This window comes from Novosphingobium sp. TK46, assembly GCF_055361525.1.
In genome coordinates, this window is sequence record NZ_CM143963.1 from 2,940,358 (window position 1) to 2,962,314 (window position 21,957).

Here is a 21,957-nt window from a genome sequence, read left to right on the forward strand (position 1 = left end):
GTCGCGCCGTGCCCCTGCCGGGCCATTTCAACAAGAAACCACCTGAAGGCAGACGGTATGGCTGGCCGTTACTTGGTCGACGTCGTGGTCGTGCTCTTGCCGCCACGCAGTTTGCCACGATGCGCCGTCAGATCGAACACTTCGCTCGGGCCCGGATCGTCCTGCAGGACACCGAGCCGACGAGCGACCTCCTGGTACGCCTCCTCTTCGCCGCCGAGATCCTGGCGGAAGCGATCCTTGTCCAGCTTCTCGCCGGTGACCATGTCCCACAGGCGGCAACCATCCGGGCTGATCTCGTCAGCCAGGATCACCCGGCTGTAGTCGCCGTCCCAGATGCGGCCGAACTCGAGCTTGAAGTCGATCAGGCGGATATTGATCGCCGCGAACATGCCGCACAGAAAGTCGTTCACCCGGATCGCCAGCGCCGAGATGTCCTGCATCTCCTCGTTGGTAGCCCATCCGAAGCAGGCGATGTGCTCTTCCGCGATCATCGGATCGCCCAGTGCATCGTCCTTGTAATAGTATTCCAGCAGCGTGTGCGGCAGCGGCTCACCCTCGGCGATGCCCAGGCGTTTGGAAATCGATCCAGCGGCCACATTGCGCACCACGACTTCGATCGGAATGATCTCGACCTGGCGCACAAGCTGCTCGCGCATGTTGAGGCGGCGGATGAAGTGGTTGGGAACGCCGATGTGATTGAGGCGTGTGAACACATACTCGCTGATGCGGTTGTTGATCACGCCCTTACCCTGGATCGTGCCCTTTTTCTGCGCATTGAACGCAGTCGCATCGTCCTTGAAGTACTGGATCAGCGTGCCGGGCTCAGGCCCTTCGTACAGGATCTTGGCCTTGCCTTCGTAGATCTGGCGCCTGCGGGACATGGGGCTTATCCTTACTCGAACACGACGTCATAAAAGCGGACCCCGGCACGCGCAGAGCGCTTGTTGCGGACTGCTCGTACCGGGGTTGTCGCGATGGCATATAGGCTAGCGTGGCTCAATTGCAAAGTCGCAGGCACGCCGCAACACCGTCTTATCGACGCGGCTCGGCCGGCGAGCCAAGCAGATATGTCTGCCAGAACAGGGTTTCGACCGCGGCCTGATAATCCCGGTTTTCCTTTTTGCGAAAGCCGTGCCCTTCGTTCTTGCCGACCAGATGCCAGGCGGTTCCACCTTTGGCGCGGACCGCGGCGACGATCTGGTTCGCCTCGCTTTCGGGCACGCGCGGATCATTGCTGCCGGTCACGACGAGCAACGGGATGTTCAGCTTGTCGACGCTGGTAAGCGGAGAAATCGCGGTGAGCTTCGCCCGCTGGGCAGGATCGCGTTCGTCCCCGTATTCGACCCGGCGAAGGTCGCGACGGTAGTCCTGCGTGTTTTCGAGGAAGGTGACGAAGTTGCTGATCGCGACGATGCAGTCCGCCGCCTTGAAGCGATCAACATAGCGGATGGCCGAGGCATAGCACATGTACCCGCCGTACGATCCACCGGTCACCGCCATGCGCGTGGGATCCACCCGCGGGTCTTTCTGCAGCGTATCCAGAAAGGCGCCGATATCCTTGACCGAATCCTCGCGCTTGGAAGGACCGTTATCCAGGCTGACGAAGCGCTTGCCGAAGCCGGTCGATCCTCGCACGTTGGGCAAGAACACCGCGATCCCCAACTCGTTGGTGAGGTAATTGCCCGACCCACGAAAGCCCGGCGTCGTCTGGCCCTCGGGCCCGCCATGTATGTTGACGATCAGCGGGCGCTTGCCGGGAAAGCGCTTGGGATCGGGGCGGTAGAGGAAACCGGAGACGGTCTCGCCATCGAAGCTTTTCACTTCGAGCAGTTCGGGCTCGACGTTGGCGGCGGGATCGAGGCCGCCGGTTTCGCTTTGCGTCCAGCGGGTGGCCTGCAACGAGACCGGATCGAGCGTGAAGGCATCCGCCGGCACTTTGGCCGATGTCATGGTGAAGGCCAGGCGACCATCCGGAGCGGCGTGAAGATCACCGATGACGCCGATGGGCAGGGCGGCCGCATCGCGCACCTTGCCTGTGCGTGGATCAATCAGATGCAGCCGCGACGTTCCCTGCTCGTTGGTCACGTAGGCGACATAGGAGCCATCGCGTGCGATCTCGAATGTGTCGACATCCCATTTCGCATTGACCGACCGCGGCGTGAACGATCCGGTCGCCGCATCGAGGGTGCCGAGCCGCTGGAAATCCGAGCCCTCGTCGCTGGTTGCCCAGATCGTGCCATCCGGGCCGTAATCGACGTTGCCGTAAGAGACCGGCTTCGACTGATCGCCTAGCGCACGCATCTTTCCGCTGCGGATGTCCAGAAGCCACAAGTTGGACTTCTGTATCGATACATACTCGATCACGATCGCAGTGCGATTGTCGGCCGAGAACCCCTCGATCGCCCAGCCACCGCCCTTGACTTGCGCCACCAGGCGGTCGCTTTTCGGGTCGGCGGGGTTCATGATGTACAGGTCGGAGTCGGTGCCGTTGCGCCGGGTCGAGCTATAGCCGATTAGCTTGCCGTCATGGCTGTAGGCACCAAATTCGTTGCGACTTTTGCCATCGGTCAAGAGCTGCAGCTTGCCCGCCTGCAGGCGATAGATCTGGTAGAACTCGTCGCCGCCGTTGTCCTTCTGAACCAGAAGCATGTCGCCGGCGGGTGAGGGGAGGCCTTGTACCGGCTCGCTCTCGAAGGTGATCTGCCTGCGGGCCATCAATGGTCCTGAGACCGTGTGCAACTGCGCGGTGTTCGCAAACCGGGTGCTGACGATCAACGCTCCGGATTTGGCGTCCCAACCCTGGACGGAGGCGGTGCGATATTCCGCATAGGGCCGAATGGCAGCGACCACTTGATCCGGAACCGCAGGAATGCCGTCGGCGACAAGCGCGGCCGGTTTGGGAGCGTCTGCCAATGCCGGGGAGAGTGGAAGCAGCGCGGTGGCTGCCAGCAGGAATGTCCTCATACGATTTTGGTCCCCTGTCTGGTTCACCCCCGAATGACGGGTTGAGGTGATAAGGGTAGACGCGATGCCGGCTTATCGGTGCCGTAACAAATTCGATCCTCGGCCCGTCAAAACCCGGCAGCGCTTACGCGATAATGCCGGAGACTATGCCTCGATGCGTTTGGGCGCGCAGAGATCTATCCGAGACGATCGCGGTCTTGGATTCAGCGCCGTCCGAAAAGCCGCTCCAGAAAGCTCGGCTGTTCCATCGGCTGAATCGGACCGAACACCCTGTACCGCGATTGCGCATCCATTGGCGGACGTGGCGAGGTCGGGATCTGACGCTTTGATCGAGGACGGGTGGTGGTCACGGACTGCTCCCTCAGCAACATGCCGCTGAACAGAATCGTAATGCTCGGAGTGCGGTTGAGTTCCCGAAAACAAGGGTTTTTCCACGTGATAACAGCTGGGCCATCGCACTGCGCAAGAACGTCGGAGGGGGCATGATGGGAGGAAGCCGGTGGTCGGGGAGACAGGATTCGAACCTGCGACATCTTGCTCCCAAAGCAAGCGCGCTACCGGGCTGCGCCACTCCCCGACTTCCGATACTTCACGGCCGATCGATCACCGAGACGTTGGTGGGCCCGGCAGGATTCGAACCCGCGACCTAGCCGTTATGAGCGGCCAGCTCTAACCGCTGAGCTACAGGCCCGAACGATTCGATCGGTCCCGGCAGCGCTTGCGCCCCGCCGGGTGAGGTCCGTTAGCTTGCGCGAGCCGACTAGGCAAGGGCGAGGCTGTCCATAATGTCGGCAACGGACGTCGATTTGATGCCGCGGCGGGCAAGATGGGCAAAAACGATACGCCACCAGTCGTAAAGACGCGCCAGCTCGGAAGCGTTGCGCACGTATGGTGTGTGACCTGCCGCCAGCGAGGGACTATGGAACGATAGCACGAGTACCGGAAGCCCTTCGTCGAGTGCAACGTCGATACCACGTACCGCCTCTTGCGCGGTGACACCCTCCGGCGTGAGCGGGATGCGCTCGAGCAGACCCGCGCGCGACAGCATGCCGCGTGCCGAGGGCGCGCGCCACAGGTGTGGGTAGATGACCTGGCCAAGTTGCCGCAATGGCCCCCAAAACACCGTCGTCAGCGGTAATTCGAGCAAGTTGCGGCTGCGATCGATCCAGTACGGGCGCAGCGGATGATCGCGATAGCTCGGACCGCCGCTGCCGCTATAATCGAAGCGTGCGCGTACCGAGGTATCGATCGTGAGGCCATGATCAGCCAGGATATCGGCGGTAGCGGGGCCGAGGCCATACCGTCCGGCGCGATAGATCAACGGCGCCTTGCCGAACCTTCGCTCGATTTCGTCCCGAAGGATGCCGAACTTCGCACGCTCCAGCTCGGGCGCCAGATTGCCGGCATAGCTGTTGAAGTCGGTCACCGCTTCTTCGAACGGCGGGCTGACCCAGGGATGAAGCTGGACGCCGATCTCGGCGCGGCCGGCGTTGACAGCCTCCCCGAGCGCGTCGGCAGCAGCGGCGGAGCTGGCGATTGGATAGTCGACCAGATAGACCGGCACGACGCCGAATCCTTCGCAAAACGTCTGGAAGTCGCGGAGGGCCGGGATCGTCGCGACACCGTGACCTTCGCGTTGCAGAGGCGCGCTCCAGTCGAACTCTTCTTCGGTGTCGACCGTTACGAGGAAGCGCTGTCCGAAGCTCTGCGGGAAGGAGACGAGATCGGCTGATGTCGGGCGATCGAGGAGATTTGGACCCGACAACGCAATCCCCTTTGTCTTGGCCGCCTCCGGCCCCGTCTGCGCATATACAAGCGTCGGCGTCGTCGCGGATCTTGTCAGCCTTGCGTATGTCCTGCCGCTGCGGTGGTCAACCCGGGGAGGGTCAACGCGAATCGCTCCCCAGCACGGTTCAACATGCCACCCGCAGCCGCAGCTTCGGCTGCAGCGAGGCGCAAGGTGAAGCCGACGCCGAACATGCCGGCCGACAGCGATCGGGCCAGTTCGAACGGCCGGCCAGCCGTCATCGCATCTTTCAGGCGCTCGCCAAGTGCGGGCGAGGTCTCGATGAACAGCGTGATCCTGCTGGCGGAGCGCGAAAAAGCGAGATCGATCGTCTCGCCGTCTTGCGCCATGCCGGCAAAGGCGGCCAGCAACCGCCACAACAGCCGCGCCACTTCGTCCGCGTCGAGGCCGACCATCAACGCAGGCGGACGATCGGCCATGCGAAAGCCGCTGCCCCGTGCTGCGGTCCACGCCTGCAATCGCTCGACAGTCTCAAAGACCAGGGTACCGAGCTCGCACGTCCCGATCGCGAGCCGCAATGCGCCGCTTTCGAGGCGAACCAAACGGTCGAGCTCGTCGAACCCCGCGAGTATCTGTGCGGTATCGCCGGCGATCGCTGCGGCAAGCGCCCTGTATTCGTGCGGTGCAGGGCCGTAAAGCTGCTGCTGGATGATCTCGGCGGCGACCTGGATCGCGTTCGCCGGTGTGCGCAGTTCGTGCAGCACTTCGCGCATGCTGTCGGCCGTGGTGGAGGGTTCGGCGCGGGCGCTCGGCGCCGAGACAGGGAGACGACGCAGCCGGCCGGCATAGCCCGCAAATCGACCATCAGGACCGACGAAGCTGGGGAGTGCATCGAGACGCCAGGCTCCGGCGAGGCTCGGTGCGCCGGGAATCAACACGTCGAGGCCGCGCAAGGGCAAGCGATCGCGCAAGGCGGCTTGGTGGACCTCACCGATGATCCCGGCCAAGCGGAACCCGATCACGCTCGATGCCAGTACCCCATCCGCCCAATCGAGCCTGCCGTCGGCATCGGTGGTAAAATCGAGCGCGAGCACCGCCGTTTGAGCCTTGGCGCTGCGGGAAGAACTCGCGCCGCCGACACCGAAGTCGCCGGCTTCATCGGCATCGCTGCGGGCGGTGCGGAATGCCTCGATCCGGCGGACGATGGCGCCGATCCCCGCGGCGGATGGTTCCTCGCGGACACGACGACGCGGGATCGTCCCACCGCCACCTTCGACCACGACGAGTTCGGGTCGCTGCGATTGCCTCGACGTGTTGGCAACCGGCGGCAGGCCCCGATCGCCGATGCCGAGCCTCTCGAGCAAGGCCTCCACTTTGGGGCCGAAGCCACGACGATGCCGCAGGATGCCACGGGCCTGCACCGGCAGCGAGGGTATCAGGGCGATCCATTGCGCTTCCGATAAGTCCGCCGCAGTGATCGCCGCGCTCGCGACTTCCGGCTCCAGCGTGGCCAGGCGTGCGACGAGGGCAGGACTGGCGATGCGGAACGCCGGCTCCTTCAACAGTGCCGCGCGTTCGGGCGCCGGGATGAGTGCACCCAGCTCGACGATGCGGGCGAGCGCAGGTTCGCTAGCCGATAGCTCCGCATGCTCGTCCCCGCCCAGCAGGTCGAGCAGCTGACGATACTGAATGCGTGCTATCGCCTGGCTGCTCGCCGGGAGCCGCATGACGGTGGCTAGGCGATCGTCGAAATGCATCAAGGCTCCGCCATGCATGCGCGCATCATCGCCGCTGCAAGTCTGCGAAGGAGTATCAAACTCCTCCTGCTCGCCGTTCGTAGCAAACCCTGTAGCCTCACAAAGCCCAACGGCTGAGCCGTTGCAAAGCGGGACATTTGCGCTAGGGAACAATAATATTTCTTCCGGTTGGTCAAATCCATGTGGATATGTCGCTGGACCGGTATTTATGAGAGCGTGTGTGGGGCGAGTGGGCCGATGATCAATCTCGACGAAATCGACCGCCAGCTCCTCCGCGAGCTCCAGGACGAAGGGCGGATCACCAATGTCGAGCTGGCGCAGCGCGTCGGATTGACCGCGCCGCCGTGCTTGCGCCGCGTGCGCAGCCTTGAGGAAGCCGGCGTCATTCAAGGGTATCACGCCGATCTCGATGCCTCCAAACTGGGCTTTACCATCACCGTCTTCGCGTTGGTAAGCCTGAAGAGCCAGGCCGAGGAAGCGTTGCGGTCGTTCGAGGAACATATGCGCGAATTGCCCGAGGTGCGCGAGTGCCATATGCTCAACGGCGAGATCGACTTCATCCTCAAGATTGTCAGCCGCGACCTGCAGAGTTTCCAGGAATTTCTGACGTCCAAGCTGACGCCCGCACCGAACGTGGCAAGCGTCAAGACCTCGCTGACGATACGCACCGCCAAGAGCCTCCCGGGAGTCCCGCTGATTTGAGGGGACGCGGGCGCCAGGCGCGTCACGTCACACGTGCGGGCAAGCTTCAAGCAGGATGGCACGCTCTCGATCATCTGGAAACTTGTGAGCAGCACCGGCGTTGCAGCGCCGTTCACAAACGCGGTTAATATCGCAAGTTTCGGTTGCGACGTTTCAGGCTCAAAATCGTGATGCCGCCTCAAGCGCGAGCAGATAGCTGTCTGCGCCGAAACCGGCGATCGTTCCCCTCGCAACGGGCGCGATCCAGGACTTGTGGCGAAAGTCCTCGCGAGCATGCGGGTTCGAAAGATGAACCTCGATAACCGGAACCGCAATCGCTCGGATCGCGTCCAGCAACGCGATCGACGTGTGCGTCAGGGCGCCAGCGTTCAAGATCACCGCATGCGCATGCCGCGCGTGCGCCTCGTGCAGCCAGTCCACCAGCACGCCTTCGTGGTTCGACTGTCGGCTTTCGACGATGAAGCCCAGCGTCTTGGCGCGCGCCTCGAGACTCTCGGCAATATCCGCGAGGGTGACGATTTCGTAGATGCCCGGCTCTCGTTGGCCAAGCATGTTCAGGTTCGGGCCGTTGAGAACGAGTATCAACTTGTCGGACACGCGGAACCATACTCCTTTGACGCGATACGCAGAACAGCCGATTGCCGGCATAGCGCAAGAGCAGGGCATCGCAAACAGCGCCACGATAGACCTGCGACGCGAAGCGCGATCCTACGCGTGTCGAAAGCGGCGAATGCCTTCTAACCTCATACGACGGCGGCTATCGTGGCTGTCAGCGCTCTGCGCCTTTGACCTTTCCCCATTGTCGCAGTGTGGCGTAGCCTAGGTATCCCGAAGCAAAGAGGGCATATAGCGGCTCGGGCAGGGCGCGGAGGTAAGCGCCCGTGCCCTCGGCAAGATTACGTGCTGTCGCCGGGCTGATCGCCGAGATGATGCCGACGGGGATCGACCACAGGATCATAACATACATGACATAGAGCAACGTGGGGCGGGCGCGGTTGGTCCAGGGATCGACGCATCTTGCAGGAGGGTCTTCGACGGCATGGTGGTCGACGGCATGACGCGTCGAGCGCTGAGTATCATGAGGCCGTTCGCCTAACGCTGCGCAGGTTCCATCTTGTGGAATGCCCGGCTCATCAGGTTTCTGGCCCAAACCTTCCAAATTCGCCGCTGGTAACGTTCCGCGCATCGCCGATCTCCGCTCGAAGAGCGAAGAGTGTTAGCCGAATAGGTTCGTGTAGGAAAATGCGAAAACCCGCGTGGATGAAGGGAGTTCGTTTGAAGCGACGTGGATCAAACTTTTTCGCGCGGGCCAGGAACGGTTTTGCCGCTTTTGCGGTTCAGTCAGTGAAGGTCGGCGCGGAGCTTCCCCCACCCCCTCCCGCTTCCGTCGGCCTTCGAAAATGACTCGGGAAATTGTCTGGCGCGTTTATCGACGGACCGAAATTTGTACCATTCCACGACCCGCTGCACGAATGCCGATCTGGCGTGCCGCCGCTTCGGAGAGATCGATAAGTCGGTTGCTGTGAAATGGACCGCGATCGTTGATCTTGACGATGACTGATTCGCCGGTTTTGGGATTGGTTACCTTGACCCGACTACCAAGCGCCAACGTCCGGTGCGCAGCGGTAAGTTCGGAGGGATTGAAGCGTTCGCCGCTAGCGGTTCGGTTTCCGGCAAGTTCCCGCCCGTAATAGCTGGCCATGCCAGAGCCGACGGGGTCATAGACTGGTTCGTCATCATTCACGATGGTCGCCTGTTTCTCGACCAGATTGCCGAGAGCGCTGACGGAGGCGACCGGCACCGCCGCAACGTAGTTCGTCGTATTATCGGCGATTGCGGGCGCCCCGACACCCGATCCCAAGACGAACATGGTAGCGGCGAAGGCCGCTAGGCCGGCTCCAGACACGAGAGGTTTTCGTGCCGAAACCGGCTTTTTCGATTGTAACATTCGGTAACCCACACCCCGCTTCTGTGAAACGAGGGATACAGGTCGCGACTAAATATAGGCACCCCAACGGCTGCAAGTCATCGCGATCGGCAAACGGTTGGCCCCGCACGAGTAAGGTCTCGATAACTTTTGGCGCAACCAATCGCGCGCGATCTCACCGATCGCGCTGTGCCAGCAAGCGGAGTCGCAGTGCATTAAGCTTTATGAAGCCCGCGGCGTCCTTTTGGTCATACGCGCCTGCATCGTCCTCGAACGTAACGTGCCGTTCGGAATAGAGGCTGTCGGGCGACTTGCGGCCCACGACGGATGCCAGGCCCTTATAGAGCTTCAGCCGCACCGTTCCGCTGACCCGTGCCTGCGACTGGTCGATCGCCGCCTGCAGCATCTCGCGTTCCGGAGCGAACCAGAAGCCGTTGTAGATGAGCTCTGCATACTTCGGCATCAGCTCGTCCTTGAGATGAGCGGCACCACGATCGAGGGTGATCTGTTCGATCCCACGATGCGCACGGGCATAGATCTCGCCACCAGGGGTCTCGTACATCCCTCGGCTTTTCATCCCCACGAAACGGTTCTCGACCAGATCGAGCCGGCCGATGCCGTGTTTGCGGCCGAGTTCGTTGAGGGCGGCCAGCAGCGTCGCCGGGCTCATCGTCTCGCCGTTCAGTGCGACACCGTCACCACGCTCGAAGTCGATGGTGATGTATTCAGGCGTATCGGGCGCCTGCTCGGGATCGACGGTGCGGGAGTAGACGTAATCCGGCGTCTCGACCCAAGGGTCTTCCAGCACTTTGCCTTCCGAAGAGGTATGCAGAATATTGGCATCGGTCGAGAACGGGCTCTCGCCACGCTTGTCCTTGGGGACGGGAACCTGGTGCTCCTCGGCCCACGCGATCAGCGCGGTACGACTGGTCAGGTCCCACTCGCGCCAAGGTGCGATCACCTTGATGCCGGGATCGAGTGCATAGGCGGACAGCTCGAAACGGACCTGATCGTTGCCCTTTCCGGTGGCGCCATGCGCAATCGCATCGGCTCCGGTTTCCCGTGCGATCTCGATCAGCCGCTTGGAAATGAGCGGACGCGCGATCGACGTGCCGAGCAGATAATCGCCTTCATAACGGGCATTGGCGCGCATCATCGGGAAAATGAAGTCGCGAACGAACTCTTCGCGCAAGTCGTCGATATAGATGTGCTCGTCAGGGATACCGAGCAACTTGGCCTTTGCTCGGGCGGGCTCCAGTTCCTCGCCTTGACCCAGGTCGGCGGTGAAGGTCACCACCTCGCAGCCATAAGTCACCTGCAGCCACTTGAGGATGACGCTGGTGTCGAGACCGCCGGAGTAGGCGAGGACGACCTTCTTGATGTCGGACATGCGAGGATAGCTCCGCTCGGAAATTCGGGATGGCCGGTATCAGTGCCGGACCGTCGGCGCAACGGTCGGGGAGGCTCGATGCAAGTGGCGCTACTTCAAGGAGGACTCCAGCAACGTTCGTTCGGCATCGGCCAGATAGTCACGGGTCAAGGGCAGCGCATGACGCGATCGGATGTACTGGATCTGGTAATTGCACATCGATCCGCTTTCGAAGGCAGCGGTCGCGCCGGCGAGATAGAAGGCCCACATGCGATAGAACCGCTCATCGAACATCGCCACGATCTCGGCACGATGGCTGCGGCAGCGCGCGTACCATTCGCGCAAGGTCAGCGCGTAATGCAGGCGCAGGTTCTCGGCGTCGGCGGCGATCAGCCGCACCTTTTCACTGGCGGCGAGCGTCTCACTGAGTGCCGGGATATATCCGCCCGGAAAGATGTACTTGCGCGTGAACGCATCGGTCGATCCCGGCTTGCCCATGCGGCCGATCGTGTGCAGCAGCATGACCCCATCGGACGCCAGCAGGTTGGCGCAATCGCGGAAAAAGCGTTCGAATTGCGGACGGCCAACGTGTTCGAACATGCCGACGGAGACGATCCGGTCGTAATGGACGCCGCGCGCGGCCAGATCGCGGTAGTCGACGAGTTCGAAGGTGATGCGGTCCGCTACGCCCGCCGCATCGGCACGTTCACGCGCCAGGGCAAGCTGCTCCTCGCTCAGCGTGATGCCATGCACGGTGACGCCGGCATGGCGCGCAAGATAGATCGCCATGCCGCCCCAGCCGCAGCCGATGTCGAGCACATGCTGGCCGGGCGAGAGGGCCAGCTTCGCCGCGATATGCGCAAGCTTCGCGTCCTGGGCCTGCTCCAGCGTCATGTCCTGCCGGGACCAGTAGGCGCAGGAGTACTGCATGTGATCGATGTCGAGGAACAAGCGATAGAGTGCGTTGCCGACATCGTAATGATGCGCCACGTTCGATTTCGACTTGCGCGCGTGGTTCACGCTCTGGATGCGATGGGCGATCCCGTTGCGCAGACGACGGACAAGGGTCGGCGCATCGAGCCTGCTGCCACGATCCCATGGCGCATTGGCCCGGATCAGCGTGATCAGGTCCATGATGTCGCCATGTTCGATCACCAGCTGACCGTCCATGAACGCTTCGGCCGCACCCAATCGAGGATCGAGCAGGATACGCCGCTCGCCCGCCGGAGTGGTGAAGCGGATGCGCACGTCGGGAAAGCCGGCCACCTCCGAACCGAAACGCGCGATCGAGCCGTCGGAGCGAAGCACTTCGAGCGTGCCGTGGCGCACGACTTTGCGAAGAAACCTGTCCAGCAGTCGTTTTGCCATGTCCGCTATCTCGCGTCGGATGCCGGCGGTGTTACGAGGGGCGAATGCGGAGCGGTTCGTTCAGACTTCATCGCGCGCATTCCTACCCGCGTTGGTCGCCAAGGCAAGAGGCGAGCCGCCCGACTGGCGTCCCCCGCCGGATCAGGCAGACTCTTCGCGTGCCAGGAACAGCACGTCGCGCGGTTGAGCGAGCAGATGCTGGCCCGAATCGATGAACAGGGTTTCCCCACTGGCCAGCCAGCCTTCGGCCAGAAACAGCGCGGCCGCCGCAATCTCGTCCGCGCCGGTCTTGCGTTCCAGCAAGTTCATGCGGTGCGAGCGCTCGATCTCCGCCTCCTGCTGGTCGTGGCTGGCTAGGATCGCGCCCGGCGCGAGGCCATAAACCCGATCACGCGGATCTGTCGCTGCCATGGCCAGCATCGGAACGATCGCGGCAAGTGCGTGCTTGCTCATGGTGTAGGAAAAGAAGTCGGGGTTGGGATTGGCGATCTTCTGATCGGTGACGTTGATCACCCGACGCCCCGATTCGGAACGCGGTTGCGCGAGGAACGCCTGTGCCAGCAAGGCCGGGGCGGCGGCGTTCACACGCAACGCCCGGTCGAACACGGCGGGGTCTAGTTGATCGGCGGTATCGAGCTCGAACACGCTCGCGCAGTTCACCAGCACCCGTAAGTCGGCGAGATCCTGCGACAGTGCGGCGACGAGGGCCGTCGCGGCGCCAGGATCGGCCAGATCCGCACCGATCGTGCCGGCCGAGGCGAAAGACGACGCGAGCCGCTCGGCCTCGTCCTGCGAGCTGCCATAATGAATAACGACGTGCCAGCCCGCGGCGGCAAACGCAGCAGCGATCGCGGCGCCGATCCGGCGGGCGCCACCGGTGACGAGTACGGCTGGTCGCGTGATCATCGTCTTGCAGGTTGCCGCAGTTGCCGGTGTCCTGACATCGCGAGCGGACGCCACGCGATGGGCAGCGATCGAGCAGGGGCGGGGGGACACTTAGGCGGTACCGAAATCATCCGGCACTTGGAGCATAAGCCGGGGACGTAGGAAAGCGTCTGCCTTGCCGCCAAAGCGAAAGGCGCGACGCCCGGATGAGCGACGCGCCTCTGCAAAGGTATCCGTGATGCTATCAGCGGCAGCGCGAACGCGAGCCACCGCGATCGATTGCGCGACCGGCCAGTGCACCACCGGCAGCGCCGAGTACGGTTCCGAGTGTCTTGTCGCCGCCACCGGCAACGGTACGGCCGAGCAGGGCGCCACCGACGCCACCGACCAGCAGGCCGGTCGTGCCATTGTTGCGCTTGCAGCGATAACGGCCGTCGTTGCCGCGCCAGTAGCGTACGCCATCGTCGGTGCGCGAGTAGTGGCGACGGTCATCGCGACGCGCTTCGGCAGGAACGGCGGTGATGACGGGGACGGTGACTGCCGCGATCAATGCGGCGATTGTGGCTTTACGCATGGACTTGCCCTCTTGGTTGCGTTTCGATGGACCCATATTCGTTCATTGATTCACAACCGGAGATGAACGAAATCGATACACGGTAGATGTGCGGTAAAATGATCACCGTACGCGACAAGATGCTTGTACCTCCGTTTGGTTCCCTAAGCCCTTGCCGAAATCCCGATCCGGGGCATCCGAGAATTAGCCGATCGCCGCCTGCTTTTCCTCGTAAAGCCGATCGAGTTCCGCCCGGCTCTTCTTCTCGGCGGCGGTCTTAAGCTGGCCACAGGCGGCGTCGATGTCGCGACCGCGAGGGGTGCGCACCGGAGCGGAGATGCCCGCCTCGAACACGATGTCCGAAAACCGGCGCACGCGCTCGGGTGTCGAACATTCATAGGGCGCGCCGGGCCAGGGATTGAACGGGATCAGGTTTACCTTGGCGGGAAGCCGATAGTGCTTGATCAATCGGACCAGCTCGTGCGCGTCGGCATCGCTGTCGTTCTTGTCCCTGAGCATGACGTACTCGAACGTGATTCGGCGTGCGTTGCTGGCGCCGGGATAGTCGGCGCACGCCTGCAGCAGTTCCTCGATGCCGTACTTGCGATTGATCGGCACGATCTCGTCGCGCACTTCCTTGGTCACGGCGTGGAGCGAAACGGCCAGGTTCACGCCGATCTCCTCGCCGCATTGCGCCATCTTGGGCACGACGCCGGATGTCGAAAGCGTGATCCGGCGCTTGGACAAGGCGAGGCCATCACCATCCATCACCAGCTTGAGCGCGTCGCGCACGTTGTCGAAATTGTAGAGCGGTTCGCCCATGCCCATCATCACGATGTTGGTAAGCAGGCGCCCATCGGACGAATAGGAGCCTTCGTCCTCCTCGTCGTCGAGTCCGGCCATCGTCGCGATCTTCGCCTCGTCCGCGCTCTTGGGCCACTCGCCCAGTGCATCACGCGCCAGCATGACCTGGCCGACGATCTCGCCGGCGGTCAGGTTGCGCACCAGCCGCATAGTGCCGGTGTGGCAGAACCGGCAATTGAGCGTGCAGCCGACCTGGCTCGACACGCACAGCGTGCCGCGATCGGCGTCGGGGATGAACACCATCTCGAAATCGTGCCCGTCCGGCGTGCGCAGCAGCCACTTGCGCGTGCCGTCTGTCGAATGCTGCGCCTCGACGATCTCGGGCCGGGCGACCACGAACCGCTCGGTCAGCCAGGGCCGCATGGTCTTGGCGATGTCGGTCATCTCGGCGAAGTCTGACACGCCGCGATGATAGAGCCAGTGGAACACCTGCTTGGCGCGCAGCTTGGCTTGCTTGGCATCGAGGCCGGCGGCAGCGAACAGTTCCGCGATCCGCGCCTTGGGCAGACCCATCAGGTCGATGCGCCCATCCTCGCGCGGGGTAATGTCGCGGGGAAGCGGCACCGGATCGATGTGTCCGGGGATCGTCATCAGGTTCGTGTCTGCCATGGTCGCTCGCATATAGGGCAATGCGGCCACAGATGAAAGCGGCGCACCGGGATCGCTCAGTCGCAGCCAGGCCTAGTCCGTGCGCGCGCAGCCGATCGCCGCCGCATCCATGGCGGAGGCGGCGCCGGCCAGCGGCCAGGCGTTGGCGAAACGGCGGCCACGGGTGTCGCGTGCGCTGACGACCATGCGCGGCGCCGAGCGCATGGCGGCGACGATCGCGGCGTTGTCCCGGTCGTTGGCCGCCCAGGCATCGCCGCCCCCGCCGATGAGCGCGAAGCGGCTGGTGCCGATGCCAAGCACGATCGGCGAATTGCCGGTCACCGCACGCGACAGGCGAAAGTGGATCTGGTTGCGCTTGCCGCGGCGTGGCCAGGTGCCGATCGCGGCGAAGGGCTGATAGTCCCGCTGCTGCGCACCCGGCTCGGCCATGGCGATGGCATAGCAGCGCGGCGCAAACGGATCGCGAAAGGCCCCCCAGCCGGCGTAGAGCCCCAGGTTGTCGCGCGCTGTCGCCGTCGATCCCCAAGCCAGGGATACAAGCAGCAGCCCCAGCGCTACGCGCATGCCAAAGGCCCGGCGGCCGGGAACGGTATCGAGGGAGGGGCGCTTCATCGCCTTGTCGCTTGGCGCGATGATACGGGATTGGCAACCGCCTTGCGGCCACAACGCACTTGCCACGCTGGCGGCTTGCCGCGACTGACGAGTGCTTGGACAAAGCGGAGGCAGCATTTGACGCAGCGCTACGAATTGATCGTGATCGGCAGCGGTCCGGCAGGCCGCCGCGCGGCGATCCAGGCGGCGAAGCTGGGACGATCGGTGCTGGTGATCGAGAACCGGCCGGCGGTCGGCGGGGTGTCGGTTCATACCGGTACGATCCCGTCCAAGACCTTGCGAGAGACCGCGCTGAACCTGTCCGGCTGGCGCGAACGCGGTTTCTACGGTCGGTCCTATCGCGTGAAGAAGGAGATCGGCAGCGCCGATCTGTCCGACCGCCTGCACAAGACGCTGGATCACGAGGTGGACGTGCTCGAGCACCAGTTCCAGCGCAACGGCGTGACCACGCTCATCGGCACGGCCCGCTTCGTCGATGCGCACAACCTGATCGTCACCGAGCCCGATGGCAGCCAGATGCCGATCGCGGGCGAGCGCTTCGTGATCGCGGTCGGCACTGTCCCGCACCAGCCCGAGAACGTCGACTTCGCAGATCCCGACATCATGGATTCGGACGAGGTGGTGAACATCCACAAGCTGCCGCGTTCGATGACCGTCATCGGCGCCGGTGTGATCGGCATCGAGTACGCGACCATCTTTTCGGCACTGGACGTGGCGGTGACCGTGATCGAGCCGCGCGCGACGTTTCTGGACTTCATCGATCGCGAGATCATCGACGAGTTCGTGCACCAGTTACGCGATCGCGGGATCGTCTTGCGGCTTGGTTCGGCGGTCAGTTCGGTCGCGAGGGGAGAGGACGGCAAGATCGTCACCACGCTGGCCGATGGACGCTCGGCGCGATCGGAAATGCTGCTGTACTGCGCCGGTCGCATGGGAGCGACGGCGGATCTGGGGCTGGAGACCTGCGGGATCGAGACCGATGCACGCGGTCGTGTCACGATCGACCCGGCGACCTTCCAGACGGGCGTTCCCCACATCTACGCCGCCGGAGACGTCATCGGTTTTCCCAGCCTCGCCTCGACGTCGATGGAGCAGGGCCGCATCGCCGCCTGCCATGCTTTCGGACTGCCGTTGCCGCCGGCACCAGCCTACTTTCCCTACGGCATCTACGCCGTCCCCGAGATCTCGACCGTGGGCATGAGCGAAGAGGAAGTGCGCAAACGCGGCATCAATTACGAGGTGGGTATCGCCCGCTTCCGCGAGACTAGCCGCGGCCACATCATGGGGCTGGAGAGCGGGCTGATGAAGATGCTCTTCTCGAACAAGACCCGCCGGCTGCTGGGGGTCCACATTATCGGCGAAGGTGCCACCGAACTGATCCACATCGGCCAGGCGGTGCTGAACCTGAAGGGCGGCATCGACTACTTCATCGAGAATACGTTCAATTACCCGACGCTGGCCGAAGCCTACAAAATCGCCGCGCTCGATGCCTGGAACCGGATGGCGCCTTAACTGCGAGGGCGCCGGGTCCGAACGCCCGGCGCGCGTTCAGGCGCCGGGCTCGTCTTTCTTGTCCGTGGTCCGTTCGATCACGGTGCGAAGCCGTTTCGCCGTCGTCAGCGCCTTTTCCTGGGCTTCGTCCGAGCATTCCTCGGCGACGATATCCTCCAGCCGGTCGGCCGCCTTGCCAAGCAGGCTTTTCAGCGCCGCCGTCTCGGCCCGCGCGTTGCCGAGCGCATGGCGCAGGTCCTCGTTTTCTCCGGTCATATCACCCCCCTTATGGTTCCCACTCCGCAATAGGCGTGCTTCGCGCACTCGCCAAGTGTTTACCAGGTCACACAACGGGATAGTTGATCGCCAGGATTTCCCATTCCTTCTCTCCTGCGGGCAGGCGGACGGTCTTGAGATCGCCGACGGTGGCGCCACGCAAGGCGCGCGCGAGCGGCGCGCTCCAGCCGATCCGACCGACCGCCGCATCCTGCTCGTCATCGCCCACGATGGTGATGACCAGCCGGGCGTCGTCCTCGTCCGCCAGCGTCACCGTCGCGCCGAAGAACACCCTGTCGTGGTCGGTCTGCAGTGCCGGATCGACCACCCGCAGCGCCTTCATCCGGCGCGCCAGATAGGCGAGTTCCCGGTCGATCTCGCGCATGCGCTTGCGGCCATAGAGGTAGTCGCCATTTTCCGAGCGATCACCGTTGCCGGCCGCCCAGCTGACGATCTCGACGATCTCGGGCCGCTCCTTGCCCAGCAGGTGATGATAACGCGCGCTCAGCGCAGCCATTCCGGCCGGGGTGATGGGCGGTCCAGCAGGTTTCATCGCGGCAGTGCCCGCCCGGCCGTCAACCCGGCGTCCGCTTGCCCAGCACGTTGCTGAGCGGGGTCTGACCGCGATAGTAGCCACGCTCCGGGTGCATGCTTTGATAGACGACGGCATTTTCCAGCACGCGCTGGATGTAGTTCTTGGTCTCGTAGATCGGAATGCGTTCGATCCAGTCGATCCAGTCGATCGAACCGTTGCGCGGATCGCCGTTGGCGGCGAGCCACTTGTTCACGTTGCCCGGACCGGCGTTGTAGGCGCCCACCGCCAATGGGGTCGCGCCGCCGTAGTAATCCATCATCCGCCCGAAGTAGCCGTCGCCCAACCGCACGTTGTAGATCGGGTCGGAGATCAGCGCCTCCATGCTGTAGCCAAGACCCAGCTTGCCCGCCTGTTCGCGCGCGGTTCCCGGCATCAGCTGCATCAGCCCGCGGGCACCGGCGCTGCTGATCGCGTTCTGCGCGAACTGGCTTTCCTGCCGGGCGAGCGCATGGTCCATGATCCAGCTGGCCCCCGGCGGCACCGGCATCTCTGGGAACGAGATCCGCCCGAAGCTGCTGTACCCCTCGGCATGCGCGGACTGACCCAGGATCACGCCCAGATCGCGCCGCCCGATCTCGCGCGCCAGATCGGCGACGAGGACATGATCGGCCTCGGACTGCGCCTGATCGGATATCTCGCGAAAGAACTGTACGCCGGTTCGCCAGTCGGCATCGCGGGCGACGTCGCGCACCGCACGGGTGATCGGCTTGGCGTTGAAGGCGGCGCGATCGGTGCTTGTCGGTCGCGCCTGGGGCATCACGTCGAGGTTCGGCATCGGACGGCCAAGCCGTTCGAGCGAGAGCTGACCATAGAAACATTCGGCATACTTCGCCGCCATCTCGAAATAGCGGTTGGCGCTGCTGGTGTCGCCCGCCTGGGCCATGGCCCGACCCGCCCAGTAGAAGCCCTTCGAGCGCGTGCCCGGGGTCTGCGCCGCCGCGCCATAGCGATAGAACAACGGCCCCGCGCGACGCGGATCGCGCAAGTCCCACATCGCCTTGGTGCCGCCAAGCCAGACCAGCGTCGTGTAATCGTCGCGCAGGCGAAACGAGAGTCTGGAGATGTCGGTGCCGGGCACGAAGGCATCGTCGATCGACGAGGCGATCCGCACCGCCTGGTCCGCTCCCGAAGCCTTGGCCGCCGTCAGCAGCTCGCGCACCCACTTCTCGGGATCGCGGGCGGGCTGGGACAGGGGGGCGCGGGTGGAAAGCAGGCTGATCGAAGCGGGCAGGTTGCCGCTGGACCGCGCCTGGACCGACCGGTTGTAGATATAGCCCGGGTCACGCAGCAGGGAGGGATCGGTCGGCACGCCCAGCGATCCTGGAGCCATGCCCTGCAGCAGCGAAAGCCGCTCCATGTAGGCGGCGCGCCGTCCCGCGGACACGAACGAGATCTGCCGCTCTGCCTGCGGTCGCTGTCCCTGCCACAACAGCGCGTCCATCCGCACGTCGTGATCGTCTGCGTTGAACCGGTCGCGATAGTAGGTCAGCAGCGTTGTCTCGTCGGCGGGCGAAAGCGAGCCGGCGCGCCATGCCAGCACCGCCTTTTGCGCGGCGTCGGCGCGGCGGATCATCGTCAGCGCGGTGGCATAGCGCCCCGCCGCCGAACTGCTCACCGGCGGGAAACGGTCGAAAAAGGCCACCAGCGTCGAGGCATCGGGCGATTCGTTATCCAGTGCCTTTTCCGCGAACCCGCGCAGCCGGGCTTCTTGCGGGTAGCCCGGATAGGTCATCAGAAAGGAGGCATAGGCGCCGAAGCCCATGCGGTCGCTCGCGGTCAGCAGCCGCCAGCGGTCGACCGCCTGGTGCGTCGCCATGTCGTGCGACTGCATCTGCAACGCGCGGGCACGATCCCATTCGGTCGCGGGACCGCTGCCGGTTTGCGCCGGCGGCGGATAGCTGCTGCCCGTCGTTCCGCCCATGATCTGGGCCGAGGCGGGCTGGATCGAACACATGGCGGATGTCAGCAAGAGACAGGCGAGGGCGCTACGCATGCTGGACATTTTGAAGAAAGGCTCCTTATCAGGCGCTGAATGATCGTCGGCCCGGTCTCACCTGTGATCCGGATATGCCGTCCTGATGACCAACAGCAAAGGCGAAGTCCATGTTCTCGGGTTCGATTCCAGCACTCGTTACTCCGTTCCGCGATGGTGCCTTCGACGAGAACGCCTTTCGCAAGCTGGTCGAGTGGCAGATCGAGAACGGTTCGTCGGCGCTGGTTCCATGCGGTACCACGGGTGAGAATTCCACGCTCTCCAACGCCGAACACCACCGCGTGATCGAAGTCTGCGTCGAGCAGGCGGCCGGCCGGGTGCCGGTGATCGCCGGGTGCGGCAGCAACGATACGATGAACGCACTTCTCCACATGAATTTCTCGAAGAAGTCGGGCGCGGCCGCCGCGCTATGCGTCGCACCCTATTACAATCGCCCCAGCCAGGAGGGCCTGCTCGCGCACTTCTCCTACCTGGCCGAGCATATCGACCTGCCGATCGTGCTGTACAACGTGCCGGGCCGCACCGTGACCGACCTCCAGCCCGAAACCGTCTGCGAGCTGGCGCGCCGCTTTCCGGACACGTTCGTGGGGATCAAGGACGCCAGCGGGGATCTCAGCCGCGTGACCGATCACCGCATGGGCATCTCCAAGCAGTTCTGCCAGCTGTCGGGCGACGACGAACTTGCCTTGCCGTTCAACGCGGCCGGTGGCGTCGGCTGCATCTCGGTCACCGCCAACGTCGCGCCGGCCTTGTGCGCGGAGTTCCAGGCTGCCTGCGCCGCGAATGACCTGCAGCGTGCGCGCGACCTCAACGACAAGCTGTACCCGCTGCACTATGCCATGTTCGAGGACAGCTCGCCCGGTCCGTGCAAGTACGCGCTGGCGCAAGTCCATGACTGGATCGAGAACGAGTTGCGGCTGCCGCTGGTCCCTTGCAGCGACAAGGCTCGCACCGCGGTCGATGCCGCTTTGAGGCACGCCGGACTGGTCTGAGCCGGTCAGTGCGCCCTCGCGTCGGCGAAGGCAGAACGCGATAGACTGTCGGTTATCTGAGGTTCCTGGTGCGCGATGTCGCTCCGGGCAACATGGCGGTGGCTCGGTGTGGCGCAAGGCATGCGCAACTAACTTTTTACCTTAGCCGCGTTCATGATTTATTTTGCTGCGGTGTGCACCTACATGCCACGCACCATGGCACGCCCCCAACACAAAGAATTCGACAAGGTGAAGAGCGTGGCGGAGAATCGCCGCGCTCGTTTCGAGTACTTCATCGACGACGTCTACGAGGCCGGCATCATGCTGACCGGCACCGAGGTGAAGTCGCTTCGCTTTGGCGAGGGCTCGATCGCGGAGGCCTATGCGGAGATTCGTGACGGCGAATGCTGGCTGGTCAACTCCAACGTGCCCGAGTTCAGCCACGGCAATCGCTACAACCACGTGCCCAAGCGACCGCGCAAGCTGCTGCTGAAGGAACGCGAGATCGCCAAGCTGCACGGCATGGTCGAGCGCAAGGGTATGACGCTTGTTCCATTGTCGATCTATTTCAATGGCCGGGGCCGCGCCAAGGTGGAACTCGCGCTTGCACGCGGCAAGAATGCGGCCGACAAGCGCGACACGGTCAAGGAGCGCGATTGGAAGCGTGAACAAGGCAGGATCATGCGAGAGCACGGATGAGCACGCTGTCTGCCCGTATCGCGCGCTGGTTCCATTCGCAGATACCGACGCACGAATCGCTGGCCGCAAACCGTCTGACCGCGCCGCTGGCGCGCCGGCAGGAACTGTTCCGCTTCACGCGGCGCTCGGTTCCGCGTGGCGTGGCTTTGGGCATTTTCGTGGGTATCTTCGCGATGATACCCGGCGTGCAGATCGTCGGCGCGGCGCTGATGTGCGTGCCTTTCCGGGGCAATATCCCGCTGGCGGTCGCGATGACGTTCCTGTCGATCCCGCCGACCACGCCGTTCATCCTGATCGGCTCGATCTGGATCGGCAATCACCTGGGTTATCACGCCGACATCTCGACGTTCTGGCGCTTGTACAAGGAACACGCCAGCCTGCGCGACTGGCTTTACTGGCTCCTTTCCGACGCGGCGCCGTCACTCGTCATCGGCCTGTTCATCATCTCGGTCGTTGCCGCAATCGTCGGCTACTTCATCGCCATGTGGTTCTGGCGTGCATGGATCGGCCGCAAGCACCGCGCGCGCAAGCTGCGGCCCGCGCGGGCGCCGCTGCTGGAGCCGCGGGCATGAACG

At 63.7% G+C, this 21,957-nt stretch carries 21 protein-coding genes and 2 tRNA genes; 5 read left to right on the top strand and 18 right to left on the bottom strand.

The window, feature by feature from the left end; genetic code table 11:
* Nucleotides 1-68: 68 nt before the first annotated feature.
* From purC to ACXJ1Z_RS14140, 6 genes are all read right to left on the bottom strand, one after another.
* Nucleotides 69-881: a phosphoribosylaminoimidazolesuccinocarboxamide synthase gene (purC, locus tag ACXJ1Z_RS14115; protein WP_463777480.1), complete on the bottom strand. Its 813-nt coding sequence runs from the start codon at nt 879-881 to the stop codon at nt 69-71.
* Nucleotides 882-1,032: 151 nt separating this feature from the next.
* Nucleotides 1,033-2,964 (bottom strand): S9 family peptidase, encoded by a 1,932-nt coding sequence (locus ACXJ1Z_RS14120; RefSeq protein WP_463777481.1) that lies wholly within the window; start codon nt 2,962-2,964, stop codon nt 1,033-1,035.
* Nucleotides 2,965-3,464: 500 nt separating this feature from the next.
* Nucleotides 3,465-3,541: transfer RNA gene (locus tag ACXJ1Z_RS14125), tRNA-Pro, on the bottom strand.
* A gap of 38 nt (nt 3,542-3,579) precedes the next feature.
* Nucleotides 3,580-3,655, bottom strand: a tRNA-Ile gene (locus ACXJ1Z_RS14130).
* A gap of 69 nt (nt 3,656-3,724) precedes the next feature.
* Nucleotides 3,725-4,729, bottom strand: coding sequence for a polysaccharide deacetylase family protein (locus ACXJ1Z_RS14135; RefSeq protein ID WP_463777483.1), 1,005 nt, complete (start codon nt 4,727-4,729; stop codon nt 3,725-3,727).
* A gap of 74 nt (nt 4,730-4,803) precedes the next feature.
* Nucleotides 4,804-6,468, bottom strand: a complete 1,665-nt coding sequence (locus tag ACXJ1Z_RS14140; protein ID WP_463777484.1) for a sensor histidine kinase — start codon at nt 6,466-6,468, stop codon at nt 4,804-4,806.
* A gap of 237 nt (nt 6,469-6,705) precedes the next feature.
* On the opposite strand from ACXJ1Z_RS14140, the gene ACXJ1Z_RS14145 reads away from it, so the two are divergent.
* Nucleotides 6,706-7,170, top strand: coding sequence for an Lrp/AsnC family transcriptional regulator (locus ACXJ1Z_RS14145; RefSeq protein WP_463777486.1), 465 nt, complete (start codon nt 6,706-6,708; stop codon nt 7,168-7,170).
* Between the two features lie 159 nt (nt 7,171-7,329).
* Here ACXJ1Z_RS14145 and aroQ read toward each other — a convergent pair whose 3' ends face one another.
* From aroQ to ACXJ1Z_RS14190, 9 genes are all read right to left on the bottom strand, one after another.
* The gene (gene aroQ / locus ACXJ1Z_RS14150; protein WP_463777487.1) at nt 7,330-7,767 is read right to left on the bottom strand and encodes a type II 3-dehydroquinate dehydratase; all 438 of its coding nucleotides are present in this window, start codon (nt 7,765-7,767) and stop codon (nt 7,330-7,332) included.
* A gap of 172 nt (nt 7,768-7,939) precedes the next feature.
* Nucleotides 7,940-8,356 carry a 3TM-type holin gene (locus ACXJ1Z_RS14155; protein WP_463777488.1) on the bottom strand — a complete coding sequence of 139 codons (417 nt, stop codon included), beginning with the start codon at nt 8,354-8,356 and terminating at the stop codon, nt 7,940-7,942.
* Nucleotides 8,357-8,596: 240 nt separating this feature from the next.
* Complete coding sequence (locus ACXJ1Z_RS14160; RefSeq protein WP_463777490.1) at nt 8,597-8,971, bottom strand: septal ring lytic transglycosylase RlpA family protein; 375 nt, start codon at nt 8,969-8,971, stop codon at nt 8,597-8,599.
* A 301-nt stretch (nt 8,972-9,272) separates the two neighbouring features.
* Nucleotides 9,273-10,487: an argininosuccinate synthase gene (locus ACXJ1Z_RS14165; protein WP_463777491.1), complete on the bottom strand. Its 1,215-nt coding sequence runs from the start codon at nt 10,485-10,487 to the stop codon at nt 9,273-9,275.
* 90 nt (nt 10,488-10,577) lie between these two features.
* Complete coding sequence (locus ACXJ1Z_RS14170) at nt 10,578-11,834, bottom strand: class I SAM-dependent methyltransferase (protein ID WP_463777493.1); 1,257 nt, start codon at nt 11,832-11,834, stop codon at nt 10,578-10,580.
* A 141-nt stretch (nt 11,835-11,975) separates the two neighbouring features.
* Entirely contained in the window at nt 11,976-12,740 is a 765-nt protein-coding gene (locus ACXJ1Z_RS14175; RefSeq protein ID WP_463777494.1) for an SDR family oxidoreductase, read from the bottom strand.
* Between the two features lie 223 nt (nt 12,741-12,963).
* Entirely contained in the window at nt 12,964-13,293 is a 330-nt protein-coding gene (locus tag ACXJ1Z_RS14180) for a glycine zipper 2TM domain-containing protein (RefSeq protein ID WP_463777496.1), read from the bottom strand.
* A gap of 183 nt (nt 13,294-13,476) precedes the next feature.
* The gene (gene rlmN / locus ACXJ1Z_RS14185; protein WP_463777498.1) at nt 13,477-14,745 is read right to left on the bottom strand and encodes a dual-specificity RNA methyltransferase RlmN; all 1,269 of its coding nucleotides are present in this window, start codon (nt 14,743-14,745) and stop codon (nt 13,477-13,479) included.
* A 72-nt stretch (nt 14,746-14,817) separates the two neighbouring features.
* Nucleotides 14,818-15,357, bottom strand: coding sequence for a hypothetical protein (locus tag ACXJ1Z_RS14190; protein ID WP_463777500.1), 540 nt, complete (start codon nt 15,355-15,357; stop codon nt 14,818-14,820).
* Nucleotides 15,358-15,474: 117 nt separating this feature from the next.
* On the opposite strand from ACXJ1Z_RS14190, the gene sthA reads away from it, so the two are divergent.
* Nucleotides 15,475-16,869, top strand: a complete 1,395-nt coding sequence (gene sthA, locus ACXJ1Z_RS14195) for a Si-specific NAD(P)(+) transhydrogenase (protein ID WP_463777501.1) — start codon at nt 15,475-15,477, stop codon at nt 16,867-16,869.
* A 36-nt stretch (nt 16,870-16,905) separates the two neighbouring features.
* On the opposite strand, the gene ACXJ1Z_RS14200 is transcribed toward sthA, so the two are convergent.
* From ACXJ1Z_RS14200 to ACXJ1Z_RS14210, 3 genes are all read right to left on the bottom strand, one after another.
* A complete protein-coding gene (locus ACXJ1Z_RS14200; protein ID WP_463777503.1) occupies nt 16,906-17,124 on the bottom strand; it encodes a hypothetical protein in 219 nt (72 codons plus the stop codon).
* Between the two features lie 67 nt (nt 17,125-17,191).
* Nucleotides 17,192-17,677: a transcription elongation factor GreB gene (gene greB, locus ACXJ1Z_RS14205; protein WP_463777504.1), complete on the bottom strand. Its 486-nt coding sequence runs from the start codon at nt 17,675-17,677 to the stop codon at nt 17,192-17,194.
* Nucleotides 17,678-17,699: 22 nt separating this feature from the next.
* Nucleotides 17,700-19,721, bottom strand: coding sequence for a lytic transglycosylase domain-containing protein (locus ACXJ1Z_RS14210; protein ID WP_463777506.1), 2,022 nt, complete (start codon nt 19,719-19,721; stop codon nt 17,700-17,702).
* 101 nt (nt 19,722-19,822) lie between these two features.
* Between ACXJ1Z_RS14210 and dapA the strand changes: the two genes are divergently transcribed.
* The 3 genes from dapA to ACXJ1Z_RS14225 all read left to right on the top strand — a co-directional run bounded on the left by dapA (nt 19,823) and on the right by ACXJ1Z_RS14225 (nt 21,954).
* Nucleotides 19,823-20,704, top strand: coding sequence for a 4-hydroxy-tetrahydrodipicolinate synthase (gene dapA / locus ACXJ1Z_RS14215; RefSeq protein ID WP_463777507.1), 882 nt, complete (start codon nt 19,823-19,825; stop codon nt 20,702-20,704).
* 195 nt (nt 20,705-20,899) lie between these two features.
* Complete coding sequence (smpB, locus tag ACXJ1Z_RS14220; protein WP_463777509.1) at nt 20,900-21,382, top strand: SsrA-binding protein SmpB; 483 nt, start codon at nt 20,900-20,902, stop codon at nt 21,380-21,382.
* Entirely contained in the window at nt 21,379-21,954 is a 576-nt protein-coding gene (locus ACXJ1Z_RS14225) for a DUF2062 domain-containing protein (protein ID WP_463777511.1), read from the top strand. Before smpB ends, ACXJ1Z_RS14225 begins: the two co-directional genes overlap by 4 nt.
* Nucleotides 21,955-21,957 lie beyond the last annotated feature (3 nt).

What these genes read in the sequence shown, in the direction of transcription:
- purC (WP_463777480.1), bottom strand. Translation starts at nt 881, where the DNA reads ATGTCCCGCAGGCGCCAGATCTACGAAGGCAAGGCCAAGATCCTGTAC.
- ACXJ1Z_RS14120 (WP_463777481.1), bottom strand. Translation starts at nt 2,964, where the DNA reads ATGAGGACATTCCTGCTGGCAGCCACCGCGCTGCTTCCACTCTCCCCG.
- ACXJ1Z_RS14140 (WP_463777484.1), bottom strand. Translation starts at nt 6,468, where the DNA reads ATGCATTTCGACGATCGCCTAGCCACCGTCATGCGGCTCCCGGCGAGC.
- ACXJ1Z_RS14145 (WP_463777486.1), top strand. Translation starts at nt 6,706, where the DNA reads ATGATCAATCTCGACGAAATCGACCGCCAGCTCCTCCGCGAGCTCCAG.
- ACXJ1Z_RS14155 (WP_463777488.1), bottom strand. Translation starts at nt 8,356, where the DNA reads ATGCGCGGAACGTTACCAGCGGCGAATTTGGAAGGTTTGGGCCAGAAA.
- ACXJ1Z_RS14165 (WP_463777491.1), bottom strand. Translation starts at nt 10,487, where the DNA reads ATGTCCGACATCAAGAAGGTCGTCCTCGCCTACTCCGGCGGTCTCGAC.
- ACXJ1Z_RS14170 (WP_463777493.1), bottom strand. Translation starts at nt 11,834, where the DNA reads ATGGCAAAACGACTGCTGGACAGGTTTCTTCGCAAAGTCGTGCGCCAC.
- ACXJ1Z_RS14175 (WP_463777494.1), bottom strand. Translation starts at nt 12,740, where the DNA reads ATGATCACGCGACCAGCCGTACTCGTCACCGGTGGCGCCCGCCGGATC.
- ACXJ1Z_RS14180 (WP_463777496.1), bottom strand. Translation starts at nt 13,293, where the DNA reads ATGCGTAAAGCCACAATCGCCGCATTGATCGCGGCAGTCACCGTCCCC.
- rlmN (WP_463777498.1), bottom strand. Translation starts at nt 14,745, where the DNA reads ATGGCAGACACGAACCTGATGACGATCCCCGGACACATCGATCCGGTG.
- ACXJ1Z_RS14190 (WP_463777500.1), bottom strand. Translation starts at nt 15,357, where the DNA reads ATGAAGCGCCCCTCCCTCGATACCGTTCCCGGCCGCCGGGCCTTTGGC.
- ACXJ1Z_RS14200 (WP_463777503.1), bottom strand. Translation starts at nt 17,124, where the DNA reads ATGACCGGAGAAAACGAGGACCTGCGCCATGCGCTCGGCAACGCGCGG.
- greB (WP_463777504.1), bottom strand. Translation starts at nt 17,677, where the DNA reads ATGAAACCTGCTGGACCGCCCATCACCCCGGCCGGAATGGCTGCGCTG.
- ACXJ1Z_RS14210 (WP_463777506.1), bottom strand. Translation starts at nt 19,721, where the DNA reads ATGTCCAGCATGCGTAGCGCCCTCGCCTGTCTCTTGCTGACATCCGCC.
- dapA (WP_463777507.1), top strand. Translation starts at nt 19,823, where the DNA reads ATGTTCTCGGGTTCGATTCCAGCACTCGTTACTCCGTTCCGCGATGGT.
- smpB (WP_463777509.1), top strand. Translation starts at nt 20,900, where the DNA reads ATGGCACGCCCCCAACACAAAGAATTCGACAAGGTGAAGAGCGTGGCG.
- ACXJ1Z_RS14225 (WP_463777511.1), top strand. Translation starts at nt 21,379, where the DNA reads ATGAGCACGCTGTCTGCCCGTATCGCGCGCTGGTTCCATTCGCAGATA.